We start from the raw sequence: 19180 nt of genomic DNA, 5'->3' as shown, positions 1-19180 counted from the left end.
CAACAACTTTAACAAGTGTAATTAAAAATTGCTTAAACCTTGCTCATTCTTATTTACACAACGCTGTTAATTTGAGCGTATTTAACCTGAGCTTGGTCGCATTTGCTTGGGTTTTAGCCAGTGCTGCGCTACTTTAGCGATACTGATTAAAACTAAAAAGAATGCTATGAAACAAACACTGTCGCGAACTTTAAACCGCTCTGTTATTGCGGTTGCTTTAGCTTGTACTTTAAGCGCTTGCCAAGTCACAAATATTGATGCTGATCAGCAATTTACTCAAGTAGCCGAAAATATTGTTAATTACCGCCAAAGCATCAGCCCATATGGTAAAGAAAATGGCGTTGATGGTTATTTATTAGAAAATCTATCGGCTGAATTTTTAGAACAAAAATACAAGAAGAATACTGAGCTACTTGCCGAGCTAGACGCTATCGACCGTGATAAGTTATCGGAAGAAAACCGCATTAACCTGACTATTTTGCGTGGCCAAGTGCAAAATAGTGTCGATGAATATGTGTTTAATGCGCATTATATGCCGCTGACATCTGAGTATGGCTTCCATTCTAGCCTATCATTTATGATATCAAGCTCAGATTACACAAAACCACAAGATTACCAGCTATATCTTGCTAAATTACAACAAATTCCCCGCTATTTTTCGCAAAATATCGGCTGGATGCGTAAAGGTCTTGAAGTGGGTTTAACTCAACCAAAGGCTGTTTTAGAGGGCTATCAAGACTCAATCACGGCTTATATTGTTGATGATGCGACACAGTCTGAATTTTACAAACCATTTTTAAATAACACGGCAGGTTTAAGTGATAGCGAGTTTGCAGCGCTACAAAAGCAAGCGCAAACCATTATCAAAGAACAAGTTATTCCGGCATATCAAGGTTACTTAACTTTCTTTAACAATGAGTATCAACCGGGTGCACGTACAGATATTGGTATTTCAAGTACGCCGAATGGCAAAGCGTTTTACGAAAATCGCGCTAAGTACTACACCACCACAGATATGACGCCAAAAGAAATCCATGAGCTAGGTTTACAAGAAGTGGCGCGTATTCGCGCAGAAATGGAAAAAATTATTGAGAAAGTAGGCTTTGAAGGCTCGTTTGCTGATTTTGTGCACTTTTTACGTACTGATCCGCAATTTTACGCAAAAACACCAAAAGATTTACTAAAAGAAGCGTCTTACATCGCCAAGAAAATGGATGCGCAGTTACCTAAGTTATTCCACACCTTGCCAAGAATGCCGTACGGTGTTGCACCGGTGCCAGAGAGTATTGCCCCCAAATATACAACCGGCCGTTACTCAGGTTCTCGCCGTGATGATCAAGCGGGTTATTACTGGGTTAATACCTATGCGTTAGATAAGCGCCCGTTGTATGTTCTTGAAGCATTAACTTTACACGAAGCTGTACCAGGGCATCATTTACAAATCTCGCTAAATGCTGAACTTGAGTCATTACCAAGCTATCGCCGTAATGCATATTTGTCGGCATTTGGTGAAGGTTGGGGCTTATATTCGGAGTTTTTAGGTATCGAAGCGGGCTTTTATCAAGACCCATACAGTGATTTTGGTCGTTTAACCTATGAAATGTGGCGTGCAGCACGTTTAGTGGTTGATACAGGTATGCATATGTATGGCTGGAGCCGCGAACGCGCAATGAAGTTTATGAGCGAAAACACCGCGCTTTCATTACATAACGTGAAGACCGAAACCGACCGTTATATTTCATGGCCTGCACAAGCGTTGTCATACAAAATTGGTGAGCTAACAATTAAACGTTTACGCCACGAAGCTGAGCAAGCACTTGGTCAAGATTTCGATATTCGCGAATTCCACCATCAAATATTACGTCATGGCTCAGTGCCAATGTCAGTGCTTGAAGAGCAAATTCAACTTTATATTAAAGCTGAATTAGCCAAACGAGCAGCATAGCGGCATAAAAGAAACGAAAAGGCGTGATTTACATCACGCCTTTTTTGTTTATTGCACGTAATATAAACACCTTATATGCTTTGAAGGATGTCATTTCACAAAGGGGCCTTGGATGAGTGATTTTATAATTTTTAGTATCGATGTTTTTGCCAGCTTGTTTATTTTTGCACTCGGCATAGGCTTGCTGGTGATTGTGTGCTTTTACATTAGTGATGTGACGCAATCTAAGCAGGCGATTCGCCGTAATTACCCGGTGATCGGCCGCTTTCGTTATTTTTTTGAACGCCAAGGTGAATTCTTCAGACAATACTTTTTTGCCATGGATAGGGAAGAGCTACCATTTAATCGTGCTGAGCGAAGCTGGGTTTACCGCGCTGCGAAAAATGTTGACCGCACTACGGCCTTTGGTTCAACCCAAAGCCTTGAAGCAACGGGAACGGTGATGTTTATGAACTGTGCGTTCCCAACCTTAGATGAAGATGCACTCGACCCGAGCGAAGTCACGTTAGGGCCTTATTGCCAAGCTCCTTATACAACAAACTCGTTATTTAATATTTCTGGCATGAGCTTTGGTGCCTTATCTAAGCCAGCAGTGCGCGCACTATCGCGAGGTGCAAAGTTAGCAGGCTGTTGGATGAATACCGGTGAAGGAGGGCTCAGCCCTTACCACCTTGAAGGTGGTGCAGATATTGTGTTTCAGATTGGCACGGCAAAATATGGTGTACGAGATGAGCACGGTAAATTAAGCACCGAAAAACTCAAAGCGATTGCTGATCACGAACAAGTTAAAATGTTCGAAATTAAAATGAGTCAAGGTGCTAAACCCGGTAAAGGGGGTATGTTACCAGGGCGCAAAGTGACCGCTGAAATTGCAAAAATTCGGGGTATTCCCGAAGGGCATGACTCGATTAGTCCAAATGGTCATCAAGAAATTAAATGCCCAGCAGATTTACTCGATATGATTGAAACGGTACGCAGTACCACAGGTAAGCCAACCGGTTTTAAAGCGGTGATTGGTGAATACACTTGGCTCGAGACCTTGTTCAGTGAAATTAATAATCGTGGTATTGAATCAGCGCCTGATTTCATCACTATTGATAGTGCCGACGGCGGTACGGGCGCAGCTCCTCAACCCTTGATGGATTCAGTTGGTTTACCGCTACGAGAGAGCCTGCCTTTGGTTGTTGATCTGCTAAAAAAACATGGTCTCAGAGAACGAGTGAAAGTGATTGCATCAGGTAAGCTAATCGTACCGTCAAAAGTGGCTTGGGCACTTGCATTGGGTGCTGATTTTATTGTGTCGGCGCGTGGTCATATGTTTTCGCTTGGTTGTATTCAGGCTCTACAATGTAATAAAGATACCTGCCCGACCGGTATTACGACTCATAATGAACGCTTACAGCGAGGCCTCGATGTGACCGATAAGGCACAACGTGTCGCCAATTATAATAAGTTTATTCATTATGGTGCAGGGCTGATTGCTCATTCATGTGGTGTATCAAGTGCCCGCGAGTTAGCTCGCCAGCATGTGCGAGTGGTACAAGAAAATGGTTTATCAGAGCCGCTCGATAAAATGTATGAGCACTACAATAAATAATCTTGTTGAATAATTAAAAGGCGCATTGAGCGCCTTTTTACTTTTTGACTATTAGTTTAATAAACTGATTAATAAAGAAAAGAATTCATCTTTATTGTTACAGCTTGTGGCATTGAGCATCAGTTGCTCGCCGAGTACGAGCGTTTGCTGTTGTACTGCTAAACGAGCTTGTGCATCTTCAATACCGTCTATATCTGCAACATGGGCTAAACCAATAGTACGGCGAATAAGTTCAGCGCCACAGTAACCAATTGCATCACGCAATACGTGTTGTAAGTAATCTTCGATAAAGGCGCGGTTTGCAAAGCTAATATCAGTTGCTTCGCTGCTTGCTAGGTTTAACCAATGTTGCTCAAATTGGCTATAACAGTCTTGTAAGCAGGTTAATAAATGGGTTTGATACTGGCGGCGTTTTGCTTGCTCTGTAATGCGGGCGTTTTGGGCACAGTAATTTAGAAGCAAGTTACCCATAAATGAGCCGATATCAAAGCCAACAGGGCCAAAAAAGCCAAACTCAGGGTCGATCATTTTAGTTGTTTTGCTATCAACAAAAATGCTGCCACTGTGCATATCGCCATGCAATAAAGTTTGTGGGCAAGATAAAAATTTAGCTTTTAATTTGGCCGCGGCCAGTTTTAAACCATCATTATTTCGAATACTTTCGACGTGTTCATTAAGCTCAGCAGGGAAATTATTGCGCTCATGCTCAATGTAAGGATCAGTAAAGAATAAGTCTTCTGTGATCTTACATAAATCAGGATTAATAAATTGACTGACTTTGGCTTTTTTATCTTCAGCAGATAAGTAAAAGTCTGAGTTATAAAAGCCTGTACGGCTTAAGTAGAGCGCAACGTGGCTGGCCAATAATGGAAATTGCTCTGCGTTGATTTGTGCACCACGTAAAATTTGTAACTCACCTAAATCTTCTAACACGGTTAATGCCAGCTCGACATCGTGATGCAATATCGCCACGGTATGCTCTGGGCACAACTTACCATGATTAATCAATACTTCGGCTTCGACTCTTGCGCGGTCTAACGATAATGGCCATGACTCACCTACGCAGCGGGCATAAGGGAGTGCTTGCTTTAGAATTACACTGTTGTTGTGCTGATCAGCAACCCGAAAAACTAAGTTTAAGTTTCCGTCTCCAAACTCGTATGCAGTCAGTGTTGCATCAGCAGGGAAGACTGAAATTAGTTCACTTTTAACAAGTTCTTTAATGTAATCAACAGCATGCTCTGCATTAAAGGCAGTGTATTTAGCCATGGCTCTATCTCGTAATACAATTAACTTTGAGCATTCTATACCTATAACCGTTTAGATGTCCATACATCTAGCTTGTTAGTTGTCAAAACTGATGTAAAATAACTATTCACTTAAATTAGTTATTCATTAGTTATTCGGATTCAGTATGCAAGATCTCATCGCCAGCAGTATTAAATATCAGCAAGGTACGCTAACCGTGCTTGATCAGTATTTATTGCCACATCAACAGCATTGGCATGTATGTAACGATGTTGAAACGATGAAAGATTTGATTTTGACTTTGAAAATCCGGGGAGCGCCTTTAATCGGCTTAGGTGCTAGCTTATTGGTTGCACACCTAGCCGAGCAGGGCATGAGTCAATCAGCACTTGCGGTTGCTATAGATGAACTAGAAGCAACACGCCCAACAGCGGTAAACCTTATGCACTGCATGGCCAAGTTACGTGCAGCGCTTGCAGAGACTGATTATGTTGCAGCTGTTGTCGCAACTGCTGAGCAGTTATTTAAAGAAGATATTGCCCTTTGCGATAGCATGGCAGAACGTGGTGCGGCTTTGGTAAATAAGGGAGATAACATTTTAACGCACTGTAATACTGGTGCGTTAGCGACTGCGGGTGTCGGCACTGCATTAGGTGTGATTTATAAAGCGCAGCAACGCCATGGTGATATTCATGTTTGGGTTGATGAGACACGACCGTTACTGCAAGGCGGCCGCTTAACAGCTTTTGAGCTTGAGCGTTGGCAAATCCCTTATACTTTGATTTGCGATAACATGGCAGCCAGTTTAATGGCTGTGGGCAAAGTAGATAAAATATTTGTAGGGGCAGACCGTATTGCTGCAAACGGTGATTTTGCCAATAAAGTCGGCACTTATAATCTCGCTGTGTTAGCGGATTTCCATAACATTCCATTTTATGTCGTTGCACCACTTACGACACTTGATACACAAACGTTGTGTGGTGCAGATATCGAAATTGAGCAACGCAGTCCTAATGAAGTGCGCGGTGTTAGTGGTAGTTTTGGTGAAGCGATGTGGGCACCGACTAACGCGAAGGTTTATAACCCGGCATTTGATGTGACACCGGCGAGCCTAGTCACAGGTTGGGTGCTCGATAGCGGCGTTTATAACCAGTCCGATATCGAGCAAGGTATTCTAAAACAGTTAAAGTCGTAAATTACTCTGCGCTTTTTTTAGTGTAGAGCTCAATGCTATTTTGATTGTTGGCAGTTAAGAAGGTCACTGCCAGCTTGTCGTTTTTAGCATTAAGGCGCGATATATAGTGAGAAGGCTTCATTTGAAGTACTGACTCAACGCCCTGCATTGTGGCTAAATTAATGCTGAAAACTTCAGTATCAGTGGCGATATACAAACTATGTAGGTTACTTGCCATCGACACAATAGAAGGCTTTAACTCAGTTAGTTTGTCTGGTGTAGTCAGCTCACTATAGGTGTTGTTATCGCTGTCTAAAAGCAGGTATTTATCGTATTTAGAATGCACAATCAGCTGTGTATCGTCATACCATGCAATAGCTAGGGGTGTATCTATAGTGCTTTTAATCACTTCATCGCTGTTGGTGTGAAGAATCATTATTTGATTTAGCTGATTGCTAAGATCGGTATATAGCACGGCAATCTTGTTACCCCTTATAGCTGCCAGCTTGGTACTACCAGGAAGTGTCCAGTGCTTAATTTCTGAGAAATCAGCAGCATTTAATAATGTTAATTGCTGATCGGCTTTATTAAAGCTAACAAGTCGGCTACTGTCACTATTTGCTGCAATTACTGAACTATCTTCACCAATTTTGCCAGTGATATTGATGTATTGGTTTGCTTTTCTGAGCCAGTGTTGTCGTTCTGAAAACTCAAAGTCAGAGAAGTACACATCATTATTAGCTAATGCGACTAAGTCGTCTTCATGCTTATTCGCTGTGGCGATATAACTCATTGTTTTTGAATTAAGGTCAAAGACTGCGGCATCTTTATCGTGAAGGTCAGTACTGATCAACACACTTTCTTTGCTTAAAGGGTAAGCATAATTTGCTCGTTTTACCGGCGCTGTTATAGCGGGTTGTCGACTCATACTATCAAAAGAGAATGATTCAATAGTTGATGTGCCGCGGCTATACCAAATTAGTGAGTTGGTCTGCTCATCATATGTGGCTACCCATGCACGGTAATCGTTGGTAGTTAAAAGCTTTAGCGAGCTGCCATCTAAATTCGCCATGTATATCTCTACTTGGCCAACATTATGGCGCTCAAAGATGATGCGGCTCGGGTTTTTTATAGTTGTTAAAATAAAGTCCCCAGTGCCAGTGATATTGGGTGTGGTGATGCGAATTTCTTCACCGGTTTTTAAATCTTGTGCATATAAAGCATATAAATGAGTTAAGCCACGGTAATTATTACGCCTTGAAATTGCGACATCACCCACTTCAATGTACTGACTTGGCTGAGAATTAAGCAAAGATTGGTTGATACGTGGCTTTATTAACGCTTCACTTGATAACAGGTTGCTTGCTTGCCAAGTGATGCAATCGCTGTAGTCTTTGTTTTCACAAGAGCCGTAAAATAATCGCTCTCCATCCTCAGACCAACCCTGTAAAAAGATATTGCCAGAGGCAATCACGTATTCTTTTTTAGTGGTTAGGTCGACGACAAAAAGACTTTGACCATCATTTTCTAGAATATAAGCAAGCTTAGTTTTGTCATGGCTTAGCATTAAACGATAGTGAGAGCCTTTATGCCATGAAATGGTTTCAGCTTGCAGGTCTAAAAATGGCGCTTCGTTTTGTACTTCATCATTTGCTTTAGGCTGTTGTGAAAATAACCAAATAGCAGTAATCAATAAACCAAGCACTAACGCTGCAAAAGGCCATGGCCAGCGTGAAGAATGCACTTTTTGTTCATTAATGGCCGTAGGTTTAACTTGAGTATCAGCGTCTTTATCTACTGTTATTACATTTTCTGTTTTAAGCGGCTCAGTACTCACAGTGTGATCAAGAGGCTTAACTTCAATAAATAGACTATAACCTTTGCGATAATGGGTTTTAATGGTTTGCCCGGGCTGTTTTTCTGATTTAAGAGTTTTTCTTAGTTCAGAGATGGCACGGTTAATGGCATTGTCATCAACAAAGCTTTGTTGCCAAATATTCTCAACCAGCTCTTGGCGAGTGATAATGCGATCATTATGCTCAATAAAGAAACACAGTAATTTAAATAATAAAGGTTCTAGTTCACGCTTATGAGTGCCATCGCTGATGGTTTGCTGCTGAGTGTTAAGTTGCCACTCACCCACATAAATAACGGTATCGCGTAAGGGTGAAAATGCCGACCCCATGTTTAGTCCTTTAGCAAATAATTAGTACTTATTAATGGGGAGGATAATAGCAGCTTTTGTTCTTAATTTGGGTCTTTTTGTTTTATATTTGTAAATTAAAGGCTGTTTTTTGCAACATATAGCCAAGCTTGGTTGTTACATTGGAATGTTTCTGCAATTCGCTGATAATCATCTACTTCGTAAGTATCTGCCTGAGCAAGCTCTTGTTCGGTGATTAAATAAATAGTGCCATTAACAATATCAGTTTGTTTGCCTGTTTTGATTAAAGCCGGGTGAAAGCGTTGACCACTACTTTTAAGTACGGCTTCGTCGGTGATCTCGACTTCACCAATGACATACCCAGTTAGCGTAGCAGGTTGACCTTCGAGCAAACGCCCGAAGGTATCAAGCTGAACCTGCGGGTACTGTAAGGTACCGTACGAGAATAGTTTTTCCATGTTAGTCCAGCAGTGGGAAGTTGGTAGCAATAGTTGACTCAGTACTTTTAGCGACCCAACCTTCGGTATTATTGAATAAGCGAATTGCTGTGAATTCAGGGTCGCTGCCCATATCAAACCAATGTGGTGTGAGTTCTGGTACTGAAATTAGGTCGCCTTGTTGGCAAAGCACTTGATACACTTTGTCGCCTAAGTGTAAGCAGAATAAACCTTGGCCTTTCACAAAAAAACGAACTTCATCTTCGCTATGTGTATGTTCAAACAAGAACTTACCGCGTAGTTCGCTGGCATTTGGATTACCCTTAGCAAGCGAAATAACATCCACTGTTTGATAGCCCCCTTCAGCTTTTAAGCGCTCTATATCTTTAGCATAAGCAGTTAAAATTGCGTCATGGCTGGTATCTTGGTCAATCTGTGCCGTTGCTTGCCATTGCTCAAAGCGAACGCCAACTGTTTTTAGTTCATTGGCAATCGCACTTAAGTCTTCACTATGAAACAGTATGTCGTTTGCGTTGTTATCGTTATAAATAGTTAATTGGCTCATGCTAAAAGCTCCGCACTAAATTCCGAAAAGTCGTTGATATATGGGTGAGCATCGCTTACTGCTTGGCCATCGCGAACAAGGTGTAAAGTGCCAAGACCAGCAGCTTTGGCAGCATCAAGCTCTGCTTCCACATCACTTAAAAACAGCACTTCTGCAGCTTCAAAAGGCAAGGCTGCAATAATATTTTCATAAGAGCTCTGCTGTTGTTTTGCGCCAACTTTGGTGTCGAAGTAATCACTGAATAACGGTCTAACATCACCATAATCAGAAAACTCAAAAATCAGGTGCTGCGCTTTTACTGAGCCTGATGAGTAGACATATAAACTTTTACCAGCTTGTTTTTGGGCTTGTAAAAAGTCATAAGCATCAGGGTAAAGGTGGCCAGTAAAGTCACCATTTTCGTAGCCTGTTTGCCAAATTAACCCTTGTAACTGCTTAAGTGGGGTAATTTTTTGATCCGTTTCAATCCAATGAATTAAATGGCTAATAACCGTGTCGATATCGGCTTCTGGTTGTTCAATATGTGCTTTAACGGCCTCAATTTGGGCTGCTACTTCTGGGTCACTTTGATGTGACTTCACAAACTCAGGTAATTGCCCTGCCGCGTAAGGAAATAATACGTCTTTAACAAAAGAAATGCGGGTAATTGTGCCTTCAATATCGGTTAAAATCGCTTTGATCATGGCTGAACTCCAGCTTGAATACCTTCTAGTTTTAGGCGCTCAAGCTCACAGCTAAATAGAAACTCTAAGCCTTCTAAATGGCGAAGTACTTCTTTGATATCTCGACCAACGACATATAAACCATGGCCACGAATTAATACAGCATGCTCAATAGGCGTGTGAAGGTGATGATCACTGACCAGTAAGCTTAAACGGTCAATGTCTTGGTCATTATCAAAAATAGGAATAGTTAAGGTATCTAAGTGCGATTTGACACCGCTTAAAGATTTTTGCATTTCGTAGCCATGCAAATTGATAGCGTGGCCTTTGATCACGCGAGATAACACGGTTGCCGCAACAGAATGAGTGTGCAAAACAAATTTAGCTGATGGGATCAGCTTATACATATTTAAATGTAGCTCAGTTTCAGCTGATGGATTGCCAGAGCCTTTAGTACGATTACCTTCATGATCAAATTCAATAAATGCATGAGTGCCGAGTTGACCTTTATCGAAGCCACTTGCTGTGACGACATAACCGCTTGCAGTGCGGGCTGAAAAGTTACCACCAGTAGCAGGGACCCAGCCACGTTGGCTTACCCATTTACCAGCTTCAATTAGTTCTGAAATAGCGGTATTGTTATGCATATATTCCTCGACATTCTAAAAGTTATTTAGACGGCTATACATCTGTTTTAAGCAATGATAGCATCGCTTCGGGCGCAAAACCATCTTTAAGGAACCTCTGTGTTTGAAAGTAAATTGCCGAATTTAGGCACCAGTATTTTTAGTCAAATGACCGCTCTAGCAAATAAGCACCAAGCGCTTAATTTATCTCAGGGTTTTCCTGAATTTGATGCACCAGAATTACTAAAAAAACAGCTCAATCATTATGTACTTGAGGGGGTGAATCAATATGCGCCTTCAAGTGGGGTTACAAAGCTACAACAGCAAATAGCGGCTTTAATTGCTAGAAAATACCATAACAACATAAATTACGAGCAACAAGTTACCGTCACCTCTGGGGCAACAGAGGCATTATTCGTAGCAATTCAAGCGCTTGTTAAAGAGGGTGATGAAGTTGTGGTATTTGACCCCGCGTATGACTCGTATCAACCGGCAATTGAACTTGCCGGCGGTCGCTCAGTTCATGTTGCCTTACATGCGCCAGACTACAAAATCGATTGGCAAGCTGTAGCTGATGTTATAACAGACAAAACACGTGTCATCATCATCAACACGCCACATAACCCAAGCGGTAAAATCTTTAAAACAGAAGATATTAATGCCCTTAAAGCGCTTGTTAATAAGCATGATTTATATGTAATTAGCGATGAAGTGTATGAGCACATTACCTTTGATGGCGCTTTGCATTTAAGTGCGCTGACCGACCCTGAGTTATTTGCACGCAGTTTTGTGATCTCAAGCTTTGGCAAAACTTTTCATAGCACCGGCTGGAAGATGGGTTATTGTGTTGCACCAGCCCAATTAATGGGGGAGTTTCGTAAAATTCACCAATATGTGACTTTTTCAAGCTTTACGCCTGCCCAGCATGCACTAGCCGATATGCTCGAGTTAGAGCCAGAACATGTTGATGAACTTAGTGGTTTTTATCAACAAAAACGCGACTTGCTCAGCGAAGCACTAGCGCAAAGCCGTTTTAAAATATTACCAAGTGAAGGCACCTACTTTTTGCTACTCGATTATAGTGATGTGTCTGATCTTGATGATGTTGAGTTTTGCCAATGGCTGGTTGAGCAAGCGGGTGTTGCAGCTGTACCACTCAGTGTGTTTTATAACAGCGCAAGCAGCGACAAAGTGATTCGTTTATGTTTTGCTAAAAATGATGACACATTAAAACGTGCCGCGGAGATTTTATGCCAACTTTAACCTTAGCTTTAGTGCAGTCATCACTGCATTGGCTTGATAAAAGCGCTAATCTTGCGCACTTTACAGAGCAGCTTAACAGTTTTAACGAGCAAGTTGATTTAATTGTCTTGCCAGAAACATTTGCCACGGGTTTTGCGATTAATCTAGATTGCAGCGAACCAGAACAAGGCGAGATACTTAATTGGTTAAAAGCTACAGCTAAGCAAAAAAATGCTGTGGTTGCAGGCTCTGTTTTAGTTGCAAAAGGCGACAAAAAGGCTAATCGCTTTTATTGGGTTTGGCCAAATGGTGAAGTGAAGTATTACGACAAACGCCATTTATTCTGTTTAGGTAACGAAGGCAATTTCGTTGCAGCAGGCGAGCAGCGCGAGATATTCGCAATCAATGATTTTCGCATTTTGCCGCAAGTGTGTTACGACTTACGCTTTCCTGTATTTCAGCGTAATTGCAACGACTACGATGTGATGATCAACGTAGCTAATTGGCCGGCGGTACGTCGCCATGTCTGGGATACTCTTCTAAAAGCACGCGCAATGGAAAACCTCTGTTATGTCGTGGGTGTGAATCGCATTGGTGCTGATGGTAATAATGTTGCCCACAGTGGTGGTACTGCCGTTTATGATTTTAAAGGCGACACCTTGGCTAAGCTTGAAGATGATCAATCGGGTATCATTATTCAGCGCTTAGAAAAGTCACCGCTTGATGACTTTCGAAGAGCGTTTCCTGCTCACTTAGATGCTGATCAATTTCAGTTACTGTAATTGCTCGAAGCCGCATACTCAAAAATTTGTTAAACTCATGGTTGGATTATTTACTATAAGCAATCATGAGTCGCAAAATCACCCCCGTTATTCTTGCTGGTGGCATAGGTTCTCGTTTATGGCCTTTATCGCGTAAAGCGATGCCTAAGCAGTTTTTATCTTTACTTAGCGAAAAATCACTCTTACAGAGCACGCTTTTACGAGTAGCTGACTCACGATTTAATGCGCCAATTTTAGTGTGTAATGAAGAGCATCGTTTTATTGCTAAAACGCAAATTGCAGAAATCACAGATAACTATACTTTATTGCTTGAGCCTGAAGGTAAAAATACCGCGCCAGCGATTGCCTTGGCCGCTGAATTTGCATTGCAAAATGGTCTAACCGACCCCTTACTAGTCATGCCTGCTGATCATCATATCAGTGATTTTGATAAGCTTATTGTCTGCTTAGATAATGCGATAGCGCTTTGTCAGCAACAACAATTAGTAACCTTTGCCATTACTCCCACTGAACCACATACCGGCTATGGTTATATTCGCCAAGGCGAGCAGTTAGCCCATGAAGGTTGTTTTAAGGTGGCTGAATTCAAAGAAAAACCAGCCCTGCAATTAGCCGAAAAATACCTTGCCAGTGGTGAGTATGGCTGGAATAGCGGCATGTTTTTATTTTTACCAGATGTGTACTTGAGTGAGCTTAATCGTTTTGCACCAAAGATTGCTGACAGTGTCGCAAAGGCGGCTAGCTTCACCGCAGATTTAGGTTTTCAACGGCCTATTGCGGCTGAGCTTACAGCATGTCCTAGTGATTCTATTGATTATGCTATTTTGGAGCGTAGCGATAACGTTGCTGTTATTCCTGTTGATTTAAATTGGAGTGATGTCGGCAGCTTTTCTGCATTATCGAAAATCGCAGAAAAAGACCAGCATGGCAATTATTTAGCCTCGCAAGGGGTAAGTTTAGATAGCGAAAATAATCTACTTATCAGCGAAGCTGACCATACTATTGCAGCGCTCGGCGTGAGTAATCAAGCAATTATACATACTCACGATGCCACCTTAGTGGCAGACAAAAGTGCGCTCGATAAGCTCCCAGATTTACTTAAACAGCTTGCTGTTGTCGATAACGATAAACTAACCCACCATCAAGCCGTATTTAGACCTTGGGGCAACTATCGAACTTTAATTGAAAGTACAGGCTTTAAAGTAAAGAAAATAATCGTAAACAGCGGTGCAAAACTCTCAACTCAACGCCATCAGCACCGTGCAGAGCACTGGGTTGTCGTATCTGGCGTGGCAAGTGTGCGAGTAGGCGATGACGAATTTGAATTAACAGCTGATCAATCTTGTTATATTGCGGCTAAACAATTACACAGTCTTGCTAATCAACAAAACACGCCACTGATCGTTATCGAAGTACAAACCGGAGCGATACTTGATGAAACTGACATCGAGCGATTTGATGATAGGTATGGGAGGGAGTAGGTTGGTTTGAGCGGAGCGAAACCCAACGTAAGCGGAGCTATCAGCTTTCAGCCGTCAGACGTCAGTTGAGCGGTGGAGTTGTTGAGTGCAGTGTCTTACTCAGCATTCGCCCTATTCATTCTTCGGGTAGGTTGGTTTGAGCGAAGCGAAACCCAACGTAAGCGGAGCTATCAGCTATCAGCTATCAGCTTTCAGACGTCAGTTGAGCGGTGGAGTTGTTAAGTGCGGTGTCTTACTCAGCATTCACTTTGTTCATTCTTCGGGTAGGTTGGTTTGAGCACAGCGAAGCCCAACATAATCCATGTAAACCTTTCCTCTGATTAGGCTTGACCTAGACTCTTTAAACTTTACTCTCGCTAACTCGCTAACTCGCTAACTCGCTAACTCGCTAACTCGCTAACTCGCTAACTCGCTAACTAACTACCAACATAAAGCCTTATATTTTCAGCATTTGTGTACTGAGTGAATGCCATCGTATTCGCTGTGTTTATCAGTAATTGTTGCTGTTGTTTTTCTAGTTTTAGTTCTGCGCTCAGTAGCTCTTTGCGGATGGTGGGGTAGTCTGAAACCTCGTTTTGAATAGTTTTCAGGTAGGCGCGTGTGGCTCGTAGGGGCTGTAAAGCTTGTTGGTCAAATTCGGCAATGCACGACTCAAGCTCACTCAGTTGAGAGGGTGTTACAGCCAGCTCTAAAGAATCAAGATAATAAAGCAGCAGGCAAAGGTTCACATTTTTGCCTTGCAGGTCTTGATAGCTTAGTAGCTTGGTTTGCATGCCGTCTTTGCTGTAAAGCTGACATGCAAACTGCCAAAACTGTTCGCTGTTAAGCGGTTTCATCGGCAAAGGCTTGCTCTTTTTTTTCAAGCTCTTCAAGTGCCATGAGCAGCTCTTCTTCAACGTCATTAAGCTTGGGTGTTAAGCTTGCTTGCTTAGCGAGTAGCTCTGTCAGTTTGGCTTTATTTTCATCATTGTATAAGTCATTGTCGGCAAGTGCGTTTTCGATTTCCCCAAGCTCTGTAGAGTACTTATCAAGTTGCTTTTCAAGCTTTTCGATTTGCTTTTTCAACGGCTGCACTGACTTTCTGAACTCAGCTTCTAAGCGCTTTTGCTCTTTGCGGTTAACGCTTGAATGGGCTTTAGGGGCATTGTCTTCAGGGCTTTTAGCAGCTTCTTTATTGGCATTGAGTAGCCATTGGTAATAGGCATCAAGGTCATAACCAAATTGTGTTACTTCGCCGTTATCAACGAGGTAATACTCATCAGCGGTATTTTTAAGCATGTGGCGGTCGTGCGATACGGTAACCATAGCGCCTTCAAAACCTTGCAGCGCCATAACTAAAGCATGACGCATTTCTAAATCTAGGTGGTTGGTTGGCTCATCTAGTAACAGTAGGTTTGGCTTTTGATATACCAGCATTGCTAGTACTAAACGGGCTTTTTCACCGCCAGAAAATGGCGCAACTGGCTCAAGTGCTTTATCGCCAAAGAATGCAAAGCCACCTAAAAAGTCACGCAGTGATTGCTCTGGAGCTTGCGGATTTAAACGTTGTAAATGGGTCACTGCACTGGCTTTTAAATCGAGTGACTCGAGTTGATGCTGCGCAAAGTAACCAATATTTAAGCCCTGATGCTGAAATACTTCACCTGCTTGAGGCTGTAAATCGCCAGCTAATAATTTAATCAGTGTTGATTTACCCGCACCATTTCGGCCAAGCAGCGCAATACGGCTACCCGGCACTAGGTTTAGCTTGATGCTATGCAAAATGGTGGTGTCGCCATAGCCTGCTTTGGCTTGGTCGAGAGTCATTAATGGGTTTGGCAGTGCTGTTGGCTCAGAAAATTCAAAATCAAAGGGTGAGTCAACATGGGCTGGAGCCAGCTTTTCCATACGCTCTAGGGCTTTTACGCGGCTTTGTGCTTGCTTAGCCTTACTGGCTTTTGCTTTGAAGCGCGTAATGAATTTTTCTAGGTGAGCAATTTGTTCTTGTTGCTTTTCGAACATCGCTTGTTGTTGTAATAAGCGCTCTGCTTTTTGGCGTTCGAATTGCGAGTAATTGCCTTTATAAACATTTATTTTTTGTGCGTCTATGTGCCAAATTTGGTCAACAACGGCATCTAAGAACTCTCGGTCATGGGAAATAAGCACTAGAGTGCCTGTGTAGGCACGTAAAAAGCGCTCTAACCAGTAAACAGCATCGAGATCTAAGTGGTTGGTTGGCTCATCCAGCAGTAATAAATCGGCATCACGGATCAGTGCTTGTGCTAAGTTTAAGCGCATACGCCAGCCACCAGAAAAGGCACTCACAGGGTTGTCTATTTGCTCATTACTAAAACCTAAACCGTGTAATAGCTCTCCTGCTTTTGCCTCAATGCTATAGCCTTGAATATGTTCTAGGCCAATATGTGCTTTTGCCTGCGCATCGCCGTCGTTATTTTGCTCAGCTTCGCGTAGTGCAATTCTTAGCGCGTAATATTCCGGATGACCCTGTAATACATAATCTAGAGCGCTGATTTCGAGCGCGGGTGTTTCTTGCTTCACAGAGGCAATTGACCAGTCTTTAGGAATTTGGCATTCACCGGCATCGAGTTGCAATTCAGACTTTAATAGCGCGAACAGCGTTGATTTACCACAGCCATTAGCGCCAACAAGGCCGACTTTATGCTCTGGGAATAAGGTTGCAGAGGCCCCTTTTAGTAAGGCGTTACCACCACGTAGAAGTTCGATGTCTGAAATTTGGATCATGAATGTTTACTTGCACAGCACTGATTAAATTGCCGCTATCATAACACGGATCACATTAGCCTTCGCAATCGTATCAAACAGAGAATTATTAGGCTAAAATAGCCGCCTACATGCCACGGGAGATCATCTATGAAACAAAAGAAACGCTTTATTGCTGGCGCATCATGCCCTGAGTGTAAGGCCATGGATACCATGATGCTTTATAAAGAACATGATGTGGAAAAAGTGGAGTGCGTACAGTGTGGCCACAAAATGACGCAACCAGAGCAGGCAGTGCAAGCCTCAACACGCCAATTTGAGCAAGTGATTGGTGTATTTAAGCCGGGCGATTAATTCCCGGCTCTATCACTACCTAATTAATAGTGCGGCGGTGGCGGCTCTTGCATTTGTGACATTAAAGATGGCTGCTGCGCTTCTTTAATCTTTTCTGCAAGTAACTCTGTCTGGCGTTTCATTTTAGCCAGCTGCTGTTGGTGCGCTTTAAGCTCATCGTTTAATATTTCAATTGTTTCATCTTGAAAAGCGACTTTCGCTTCAAGTTCCATTAGACGATCTTCAATTGTATTCATTTGATTCTCTTAGATTAAAACTTTCAGCGAATCCGCTGGAGCTTTCGGTTAATAACGCTTGGTTGTTATCAGTAAACGCAACATCTAACACCACGGCTGATTTCGGGCGGCTTCCTTCACGAGGAATCACTTGCCACGTTTGTAATTTTTTACCCGACTCTAGCTGCCATAAATCAACCAATCGATTGGGTGAACCGGTGGCAATTAAAGTGCCTTCATCGTTAAAACGGACGGCGGTAAAAATTTTCTGACGCGCAATATACGCCAGTTTGCTAACAAGATCACCTGTAGTCAGTTGCCATACATTTGCTTGCTTCATACTGTCTGCGGTAAATGCGTAACGACCTTGTGGATCAAGGGCGACTTGAGTAACGCGACTTGGGTGATTAAAGCGGTGGATCACTTGCCCTGTGCGAGTATCCCAAAAGTAAGCAACATAATCATTTGAGCCGCTAATGGCGTAGTGACCGTTAGGCGATAGATCAACAACATTGACTTTTTCTTGGTGGCCAAGGAACTCTATGCGCCTGCCACTCTCTAAGTCGAGGTAAACGACTACACCGTCGGCGCGGCCATATAATACACTGCGCCCTTGGTTACTTATCGCGATATCTCGAATTGTTGAGGCGTGTATTTTGTAATAACCCGTGTTGTTGCCCGTGGCAATGTCCCACACTGCAAAGGTGGACTTCTCAGCGGTAACTGCATGGCTATTGTCGTAAGAGATAGCAACAGTATGAACCAAGCTATCTTGATTTTGTTGTTGAAACCATTGGTATTTTAGCACCTGTTGTTGATTATCCCACAGTGCGACCCCATGGTGTATTGATGAGATTAAGCTGTATTTGCCATCGTGTGACAGCGCACTGGCGAAGGCACCTTTAGCCGCATGCTCATAGCGTGCAGTTGATTGCTCATGTTGCTCAGAGCAGGCTACAACTAAGCAAAGGCTGAGCAGATACAAAAAAGTACGAAATATCGACATATTACGAATATTTCCCCTTAACTCTTAGTGATTGAGAGGTTAGACTAGGTCTCGTTGAAGGCCTAGGTTGTTAGTCTAATCGCTGATCATGCATAGGCATGACGTTAGTTATTAGACAAGCAGCCTACCATGTAGGTCGTTAATCTTTAACTAGTAATAATACAATAATTGACAACTGCAAAGTGTGTCGGAGATATAAAATGAGAAAGACGATTAAATTGTCATTGATTGCAGCGTCAGTTTTAGCGCTTACAGCTTGTAATCAGGAAGCAAAAAAAGAACAGCAAGTTGAAGTTAAACTAGAGACTGAAGCTCAACAACAAGCATACGGTATTGGTGCATCTGTTGGTAACTTCTTAAACCAAGACCTTGCTGATAAAAAAGCGCTAGGCGTTGAACTAGACGAAGCACTTCTTAAGCGTGGTTTTGAAGACGCACTAGCGGGTAACGCTAAACTTGATGACGAAAAAATTCGTGAAGTGTTAACGGCGCTTGATCAAAGCATTCGCACTAAACAACAAGAAAAAGCGAAAGTAGAATCTGAAAAGAGCAAAGCTGAAGGCGAAAAATACCTAGCTGAAAACGCGAAAAAAGAAGGCGTTACAGTAACTGAGTCTGGCCTACAGTACGAAGTGATCACTGAAGGTGAAGGCGAAAAGCCAGTAGCAACTGACGTTGTTAAAGTACACTACAAAGGCACTTTATTAGACGGTACTGAGTTCGATAGCTCTTACTCACGTAATGAGCCAACTACTTTCCCACTTAACCGTGTGATCCCTGGTTGGACTGAAGGTTTACAATTAATGCCAGTTGGCTCTAAGTACAAGTTCACTATTCCATCTGAACTTGCATACGGTGAGCGTGATCTTGGTAAGATCCCAGCAAACTCAACGCTTGTTTTTGAAGTAGAATTACTTGAAATCCAAAGCGATGACAAAGCTGTACCAGCTGAGTAATATTT

18 protein-coding genes are annotated in these 19180 nt (G+C 42.4%); 8 read left to right on the top strand and 10 right to left on the bottom strand.

The features are described from left to right. The first annotated feature begins 166 nt into the window (after positions 1 to 166). Both VRK28_RS10915 and VRK28_RS10910 read left to right on the top strand, forming a co-directional pair. Complete coding sequence (locus VRK28_RS10915; RefSeq protein WP_054562920.1) at positions 167 to 1945, top strand: DUF885 domain-containing protein; 1779 nt, start codon at positions 167 to 169, stop codon at positions 1943 to 1945. A gap of 112 nt (positions 1946 to 2057) precedes the next feature. Then, entirely contained in the window at positions 2058 to 3542 is a 1485-nt protein-coding gene (locus VRK28_RS10910; protein WP_332393924.1) for an FMN-binding glutamate synthase family protein, read from the top strand. A gap of 51 nt (positions 3543 to 3593) precedes the next feature. On the opposite strand, the gene mtnK is transcribed toward VRK28_RS10910, so the two are convergent. Beyond that, a complete protein-coding gene (gene mtnK, locus VRK28_RS10905; protein WP_062566296.1) occupies positions 3594 to 4811 on the bottom strand; it encodes an S-methyl-5-thioribose kinase in 1218 nt (405 codons plus the stop codon). A gap of 145 nt (positions 4812 to 4956) precedes the next feature. Between mtnK and mtnA the strand changes: the two genes are divergently transcribed. Further along, positions 4957 to 5985 carry an S-methyl-5-thioribose-1-phosphate isomerase gene (gene mtnA, locus VRK28_RS10900; RefSeq protein ID WP_332393923.1) on the top strand — a complete coding sequence of 343 codons (1029 nt, stop codon included), beginning with the start codon at positions 4957 to 4959 and terminating at the stop codon, positions 5983 to 5985. A gap of 1 nt (position 5986) precedes the next feature. On the opposite strand, the gene VRK28_RS10895 is transcribed toward mtnA, so the two are convergent. The 5 genes from VRK28_RS10895 to VRK28_RS10875 form a co-directional block, all read right to left on the bottom strand. Next, positions 5987 to 8149 (bottom strand): winged helix-turn-helix domain-containing protein, encoded by a 2163-nt coding sequence (locus tag VRK28_RS10895; protein WP_332393922.1) that lies wholly within the window; start codon positions 8147 to 8149, stop codon positions 5987 to 5989. Between the two features lie 95 nt (positions 8150 to 8244). Further along, positions 8245 to 8586, bottom strand: a complete 342-nt coding sequence (locus VRK28_RS10890; RefSeq protein WP_055020559.1) for a gamma-glutamylcyclotransferase family protein — start codon at positions 8584 to 8586, stop codon at positions 8245 to 8247. A 1-nt stretch (position 8587) separates the two neighbouring features. After that, positions 8588 to 9130, bottom strand: a complete 543-nt coding sequence (locus VRK28_RS10885) for a 1,2-dihydroxy-3-keto-5-methylthiopentene dioxygenase (RefSeq protein ID WP_332393921.1) — start codon at positions 9128 to 9130, stop codon at positions 8588 to 8590. Next, positions 9127 to 9813, bottom strand: a complete 687-nt coding sequence (gene mtnC / locus VRK28_RS10880; protein WP_332393920.1) for an acireductone synthase — start codon at positions 9811 to 9813, stop codon at positions 9127 to 9129. Before mtnC ends, VRK28_RS10885 begins: the two co-directional genes overlap by 4 nt. Next, positions 9810 to 10439 (bottom strand): methylthioribulose 1-phosphate dehydratase, encoded by a 630-nt coding sequence (locus tag VRK28_RS10875; protein ID WP_055020556.1) that lies wholly within the window; start codon positions 10437 to 10439, stop codon positions 9810 to 9812. Before VRK28_RS10875 ends, mtnC begins: the two co-directional genes overlap by 4 nt. A 99-nt stretch (positions 10440 to 10538) precedes the next feature. Between VRK28_RS10875 and VRK28_RS10870 the strand changes: the two genes are divergently transcribed. The 3 genes from VRK28_RS10870 (at position 10539) to VRK28_RS10860 (ending at position 13923) form a co-directional block, all read left to right on the top strand. Further along, the gene (locus tag VRK28_RS10870; RefSeq protein WP_332393919.1) at positions 10539 to 11681 is read left to right on the top strand and encodes a methionine aminotransferase; all 1143 of its coding nucleotides are present in this window, start codon (positions 10539 to 10541) and stop codon (positions 11679 to 11681) included. Next, positions 11669 to 12442, top strand: a complete 774-nt coding sequence (locus tag VRK28_RS10865) for an amidohydrolase (protein ID WP_332393918.1) — start codon at positions 11669 to 11671, stop codon at positions 12440 to 12442. Before VRK28_RS10870 ends, VRK28_RS10865 begins: the two co-directional genes overlap by 13 nt. A gap of 65 nt (positions 12443 to 12507) precedes the next feature. Further along, on the top strand, positions 12508 to 13923 hold the full coding sequence (locus VRK28_RS10860) for a mannose-1-phosphate guanylyltransferase/mannose-6-phosphate isomerase (RefSeq protein WP_332393917.1): 1416 nt from the start codon (positions 12508 to 12510) through the stop codon (positions 13921 to 13923). A gap of 416 nt (positions 13924 to 14339) precedes the next feature. Here the strand turns inward: VRK28_RS10860 and VRK28_RS10855 are convergent, their stop codons facing one another. Both VRK28_RS10855 and VRK28_RS10850 read right to left on the bottom strand, forming a co-directional pair. Then, positions 14340 to 14759: a TIGR02444 family protein gene (locus tag VRK28_RS10855; protein WP_332393916.1), complete on the bottom strand. Its 420-nt coding sequence runs from the start codon at positions 14757 to 14759 to the stop codon at positions 14340 to 14342. Then, positions 14746 to 16665: an ATP-binding cassette domain-containing protein gene (locus tag VRK28_RS10850; protein ID WP_332393915.1), complete on the bottom strand. Its 1920-nt coding sequence runs from the start codon at positions 16663 to 16665 to the stop codon at positions 14746 to 14748. The genes VRK28_RS10855 and VRK28_RS10850 overlap by 14 nt, the downstream gene beginning before the upstream one ends. A 129-nt stretch (positions 16666 to 16794) precedes the next feature. Here VRK28_RS10850 and VRK28_RS10845 point away from each other — a divergent pair, with 129 nt between their 5' ends. Further along, positions 16795 to 16998: a YheV family putative zinc ribbon protein gene (locus VRK28_RS10845; protein WP_130167384.1), complete on the top strand. Its 204-nt coding sequence runs from the start codon at positions 16795 to 16797 to the stop codon at positions 16996 to 16998. Between the two features lie 23 nt (positions 16999 to 17021). On the opposite strand, the gene VRK28_RS10840 is transcribed toward VRK28_RS10845, so the two are convergent. Together VRK28_RS10840 and VRK28_RS10835 are read right to left on the bottom strand one after the other, a co-directional pair. Continuing rightward, complete coding sequence (locus tag VRK28_RS10840; RefSeq protein WP_054554490.1) at positions 17022 to 17234, bottom strand: SlyX family protein; 213 nt, start codon at positions 17232 to 17234, stop codon at positions 17022 to 17024. Continuing rightward, the gene (locus VRK28_RS10835; RefSeq protein ID WP_063529198.1) at positions 17221 to 18219 is read right to left on the bottom strand and encodes a WD40 repeat domain-containing protein; all 999 of its coding nucleotides are present in this window, start codon (positions 18217 to 18219) and stop codon (positions 17221 to 17223) included. Before VRK28_RS10835 ends, VRK28_RS10840 begins: the two co-directional genes overlap by 14 nt. A gap of 200 nt (positions 18220 to 18419) precedes the next feature. Between VRK28_RS10835 and fkpA the strand changes: the two genes are divergently transcribed. Then, positions 18420 to 19175 carry an FKBP-type peptidyl-prolyl cis-trans isomerase gene (gene fkpA / locus VRK28_RS10830; RefSeq protein ID WP_062564767.1) on the top strand — a complete coding sequence of 252 codons (756 nt, stop codon included), beginning with the start codon at positions 18420 to 18422 and terminating at the stop codon, positions 19173 to 19175. Positions 19176 to 19180 lie beyond the last annotated feature (5 nt).

It is taken from the genome of Pseudoalteromonas sp. P80D2 (assembly GCF_036680945.1).
GTDB classification, from domain to species: Bacteria; Pseudomonadota; Gammaproteobacteria; order Enterobacterales; family Alteromonadaceae; genus Pseudoalteromonas; species Pseudoalteromonas shioyasakiensis.
This window is presented reverse-complemented; position numbering and strand designations above follow the sequence as displayed.

Bases quoted from the DNA above. Each gene is read 5' to 3' on its own strand.
- VRK28_RS10915 (WP_054562920.1), top strand. From the start codon at position 167: ATGAAACAAACACTGTCGCGAACTTTAAACCGCTCTGTTATTGCGGTT.
- VRK28_RS10910 (WP_332393924.1), top strand. From the start codon at position 2,058: ATGAGTGATTTTATAATTTTTAGTATCGATGTTTTTGCCAGCTTGTTT.
- mtnK (WP_062566296.1), bottom strand. From the start codon at position 4,811: ATGGCTAAATACACTGCCTTTAATGCAGAGCATGCTGTTGATTACATT.
- mtnA (WP_332393923.1), top strand. From the start codon at position 4,957: ATGCAAGATCTCATCGCCAGCAGTATTAAATATCAGCAAGGTACGCTA.
- VRK28_RS10895 (WP_332393922.1), bottom strand. From the start codon at position 8,149: ATGGGGTCGGCATTTTCACCCTTACGCGATACCGTTATTTATGTGGGT.
- VRK28_RS10890 (WP_055020559.1), bottom strand. From the start codon at position 8,586: ATGGAAAAACTATTCTCGTACGGTACCTTACAGTACCCGCAGGTTCAG.
- VRK28_RS10885 (WP_332393921.1), bottom strand. From the start codon at position 9,130: ATGAGCCAATTAACTATTTATAACGATAACAACGCAAACGACATACTG.
- mtnC (WP_332393920.1), bottom strand. From the start codon at position 9,813: ATGATCAAAGCGATTTTAACCGATATTGAAGGCACAATTACCCGCATT.
- VRK28_RS10875 (WP_055020556.1), bottom strand. From the start codon at position 10,439: ATGCATAACAATACCGCTATTTCAGAACTAATTGAAGCTGGTAAATGG.
- VRK28_RS10865 (WP_332393918.1), top strand. From the start codon at position 11,669: ATGCCAACTTTAACCTTAGCTTTAGTGCAGTCATCACTGCATTGGCTT.
- VRK28_RS10860 (WP_332393917.1), top strand. From the start codon at position 12,508: ATGAGTCGCAAAATCACCCCCGTTATTCTTGCTGGTGGCATAGGTTCT.
- VRK28_RS10855 (WP_332393916.1), bottom strand. From the start codon at position 14,759: ATGAAACCGCTTAACAGCGAACAGTTTTGGCAGTTTGCATGTCAGCTT.
- VRK28_RS10850 (WP_332393915.1), bottom strand. From the start codon at position 16,665: ATGATCCAAATTTCAGACATCGAACTTCTACGTGGTGGTAACGCCTTA.
- VRK28_RS10845 (WP_130167384.1), top strand. From the start codon at position 16,795: ATGAAACAAAAGAAACGCTTTATTGCTGGCGCATCATGCCCTGAGTGT.
- VRK28_RS10840 (WP_054554490.1), bottom strand. From the start codon at position 17,234: ATGAATACAATTGAAGATCGTCTAATGGAACTTGAAGCGAAAGTCGCT.
- VRK28_RS10835 (WP_063529198.1), bottom strand. From the start codon at position 18,219: ATGTCGATATTTCGTACTTTTTTGTATCTGCTCAGCCTTTGCTTAGTT.
- fkpA (WP_062564767.1), top strand. From the start codon at position 18,420: ATGAGAAAGACGATTAAATTGTCATTGATTGCAGCGTCAGTTTTAGCG.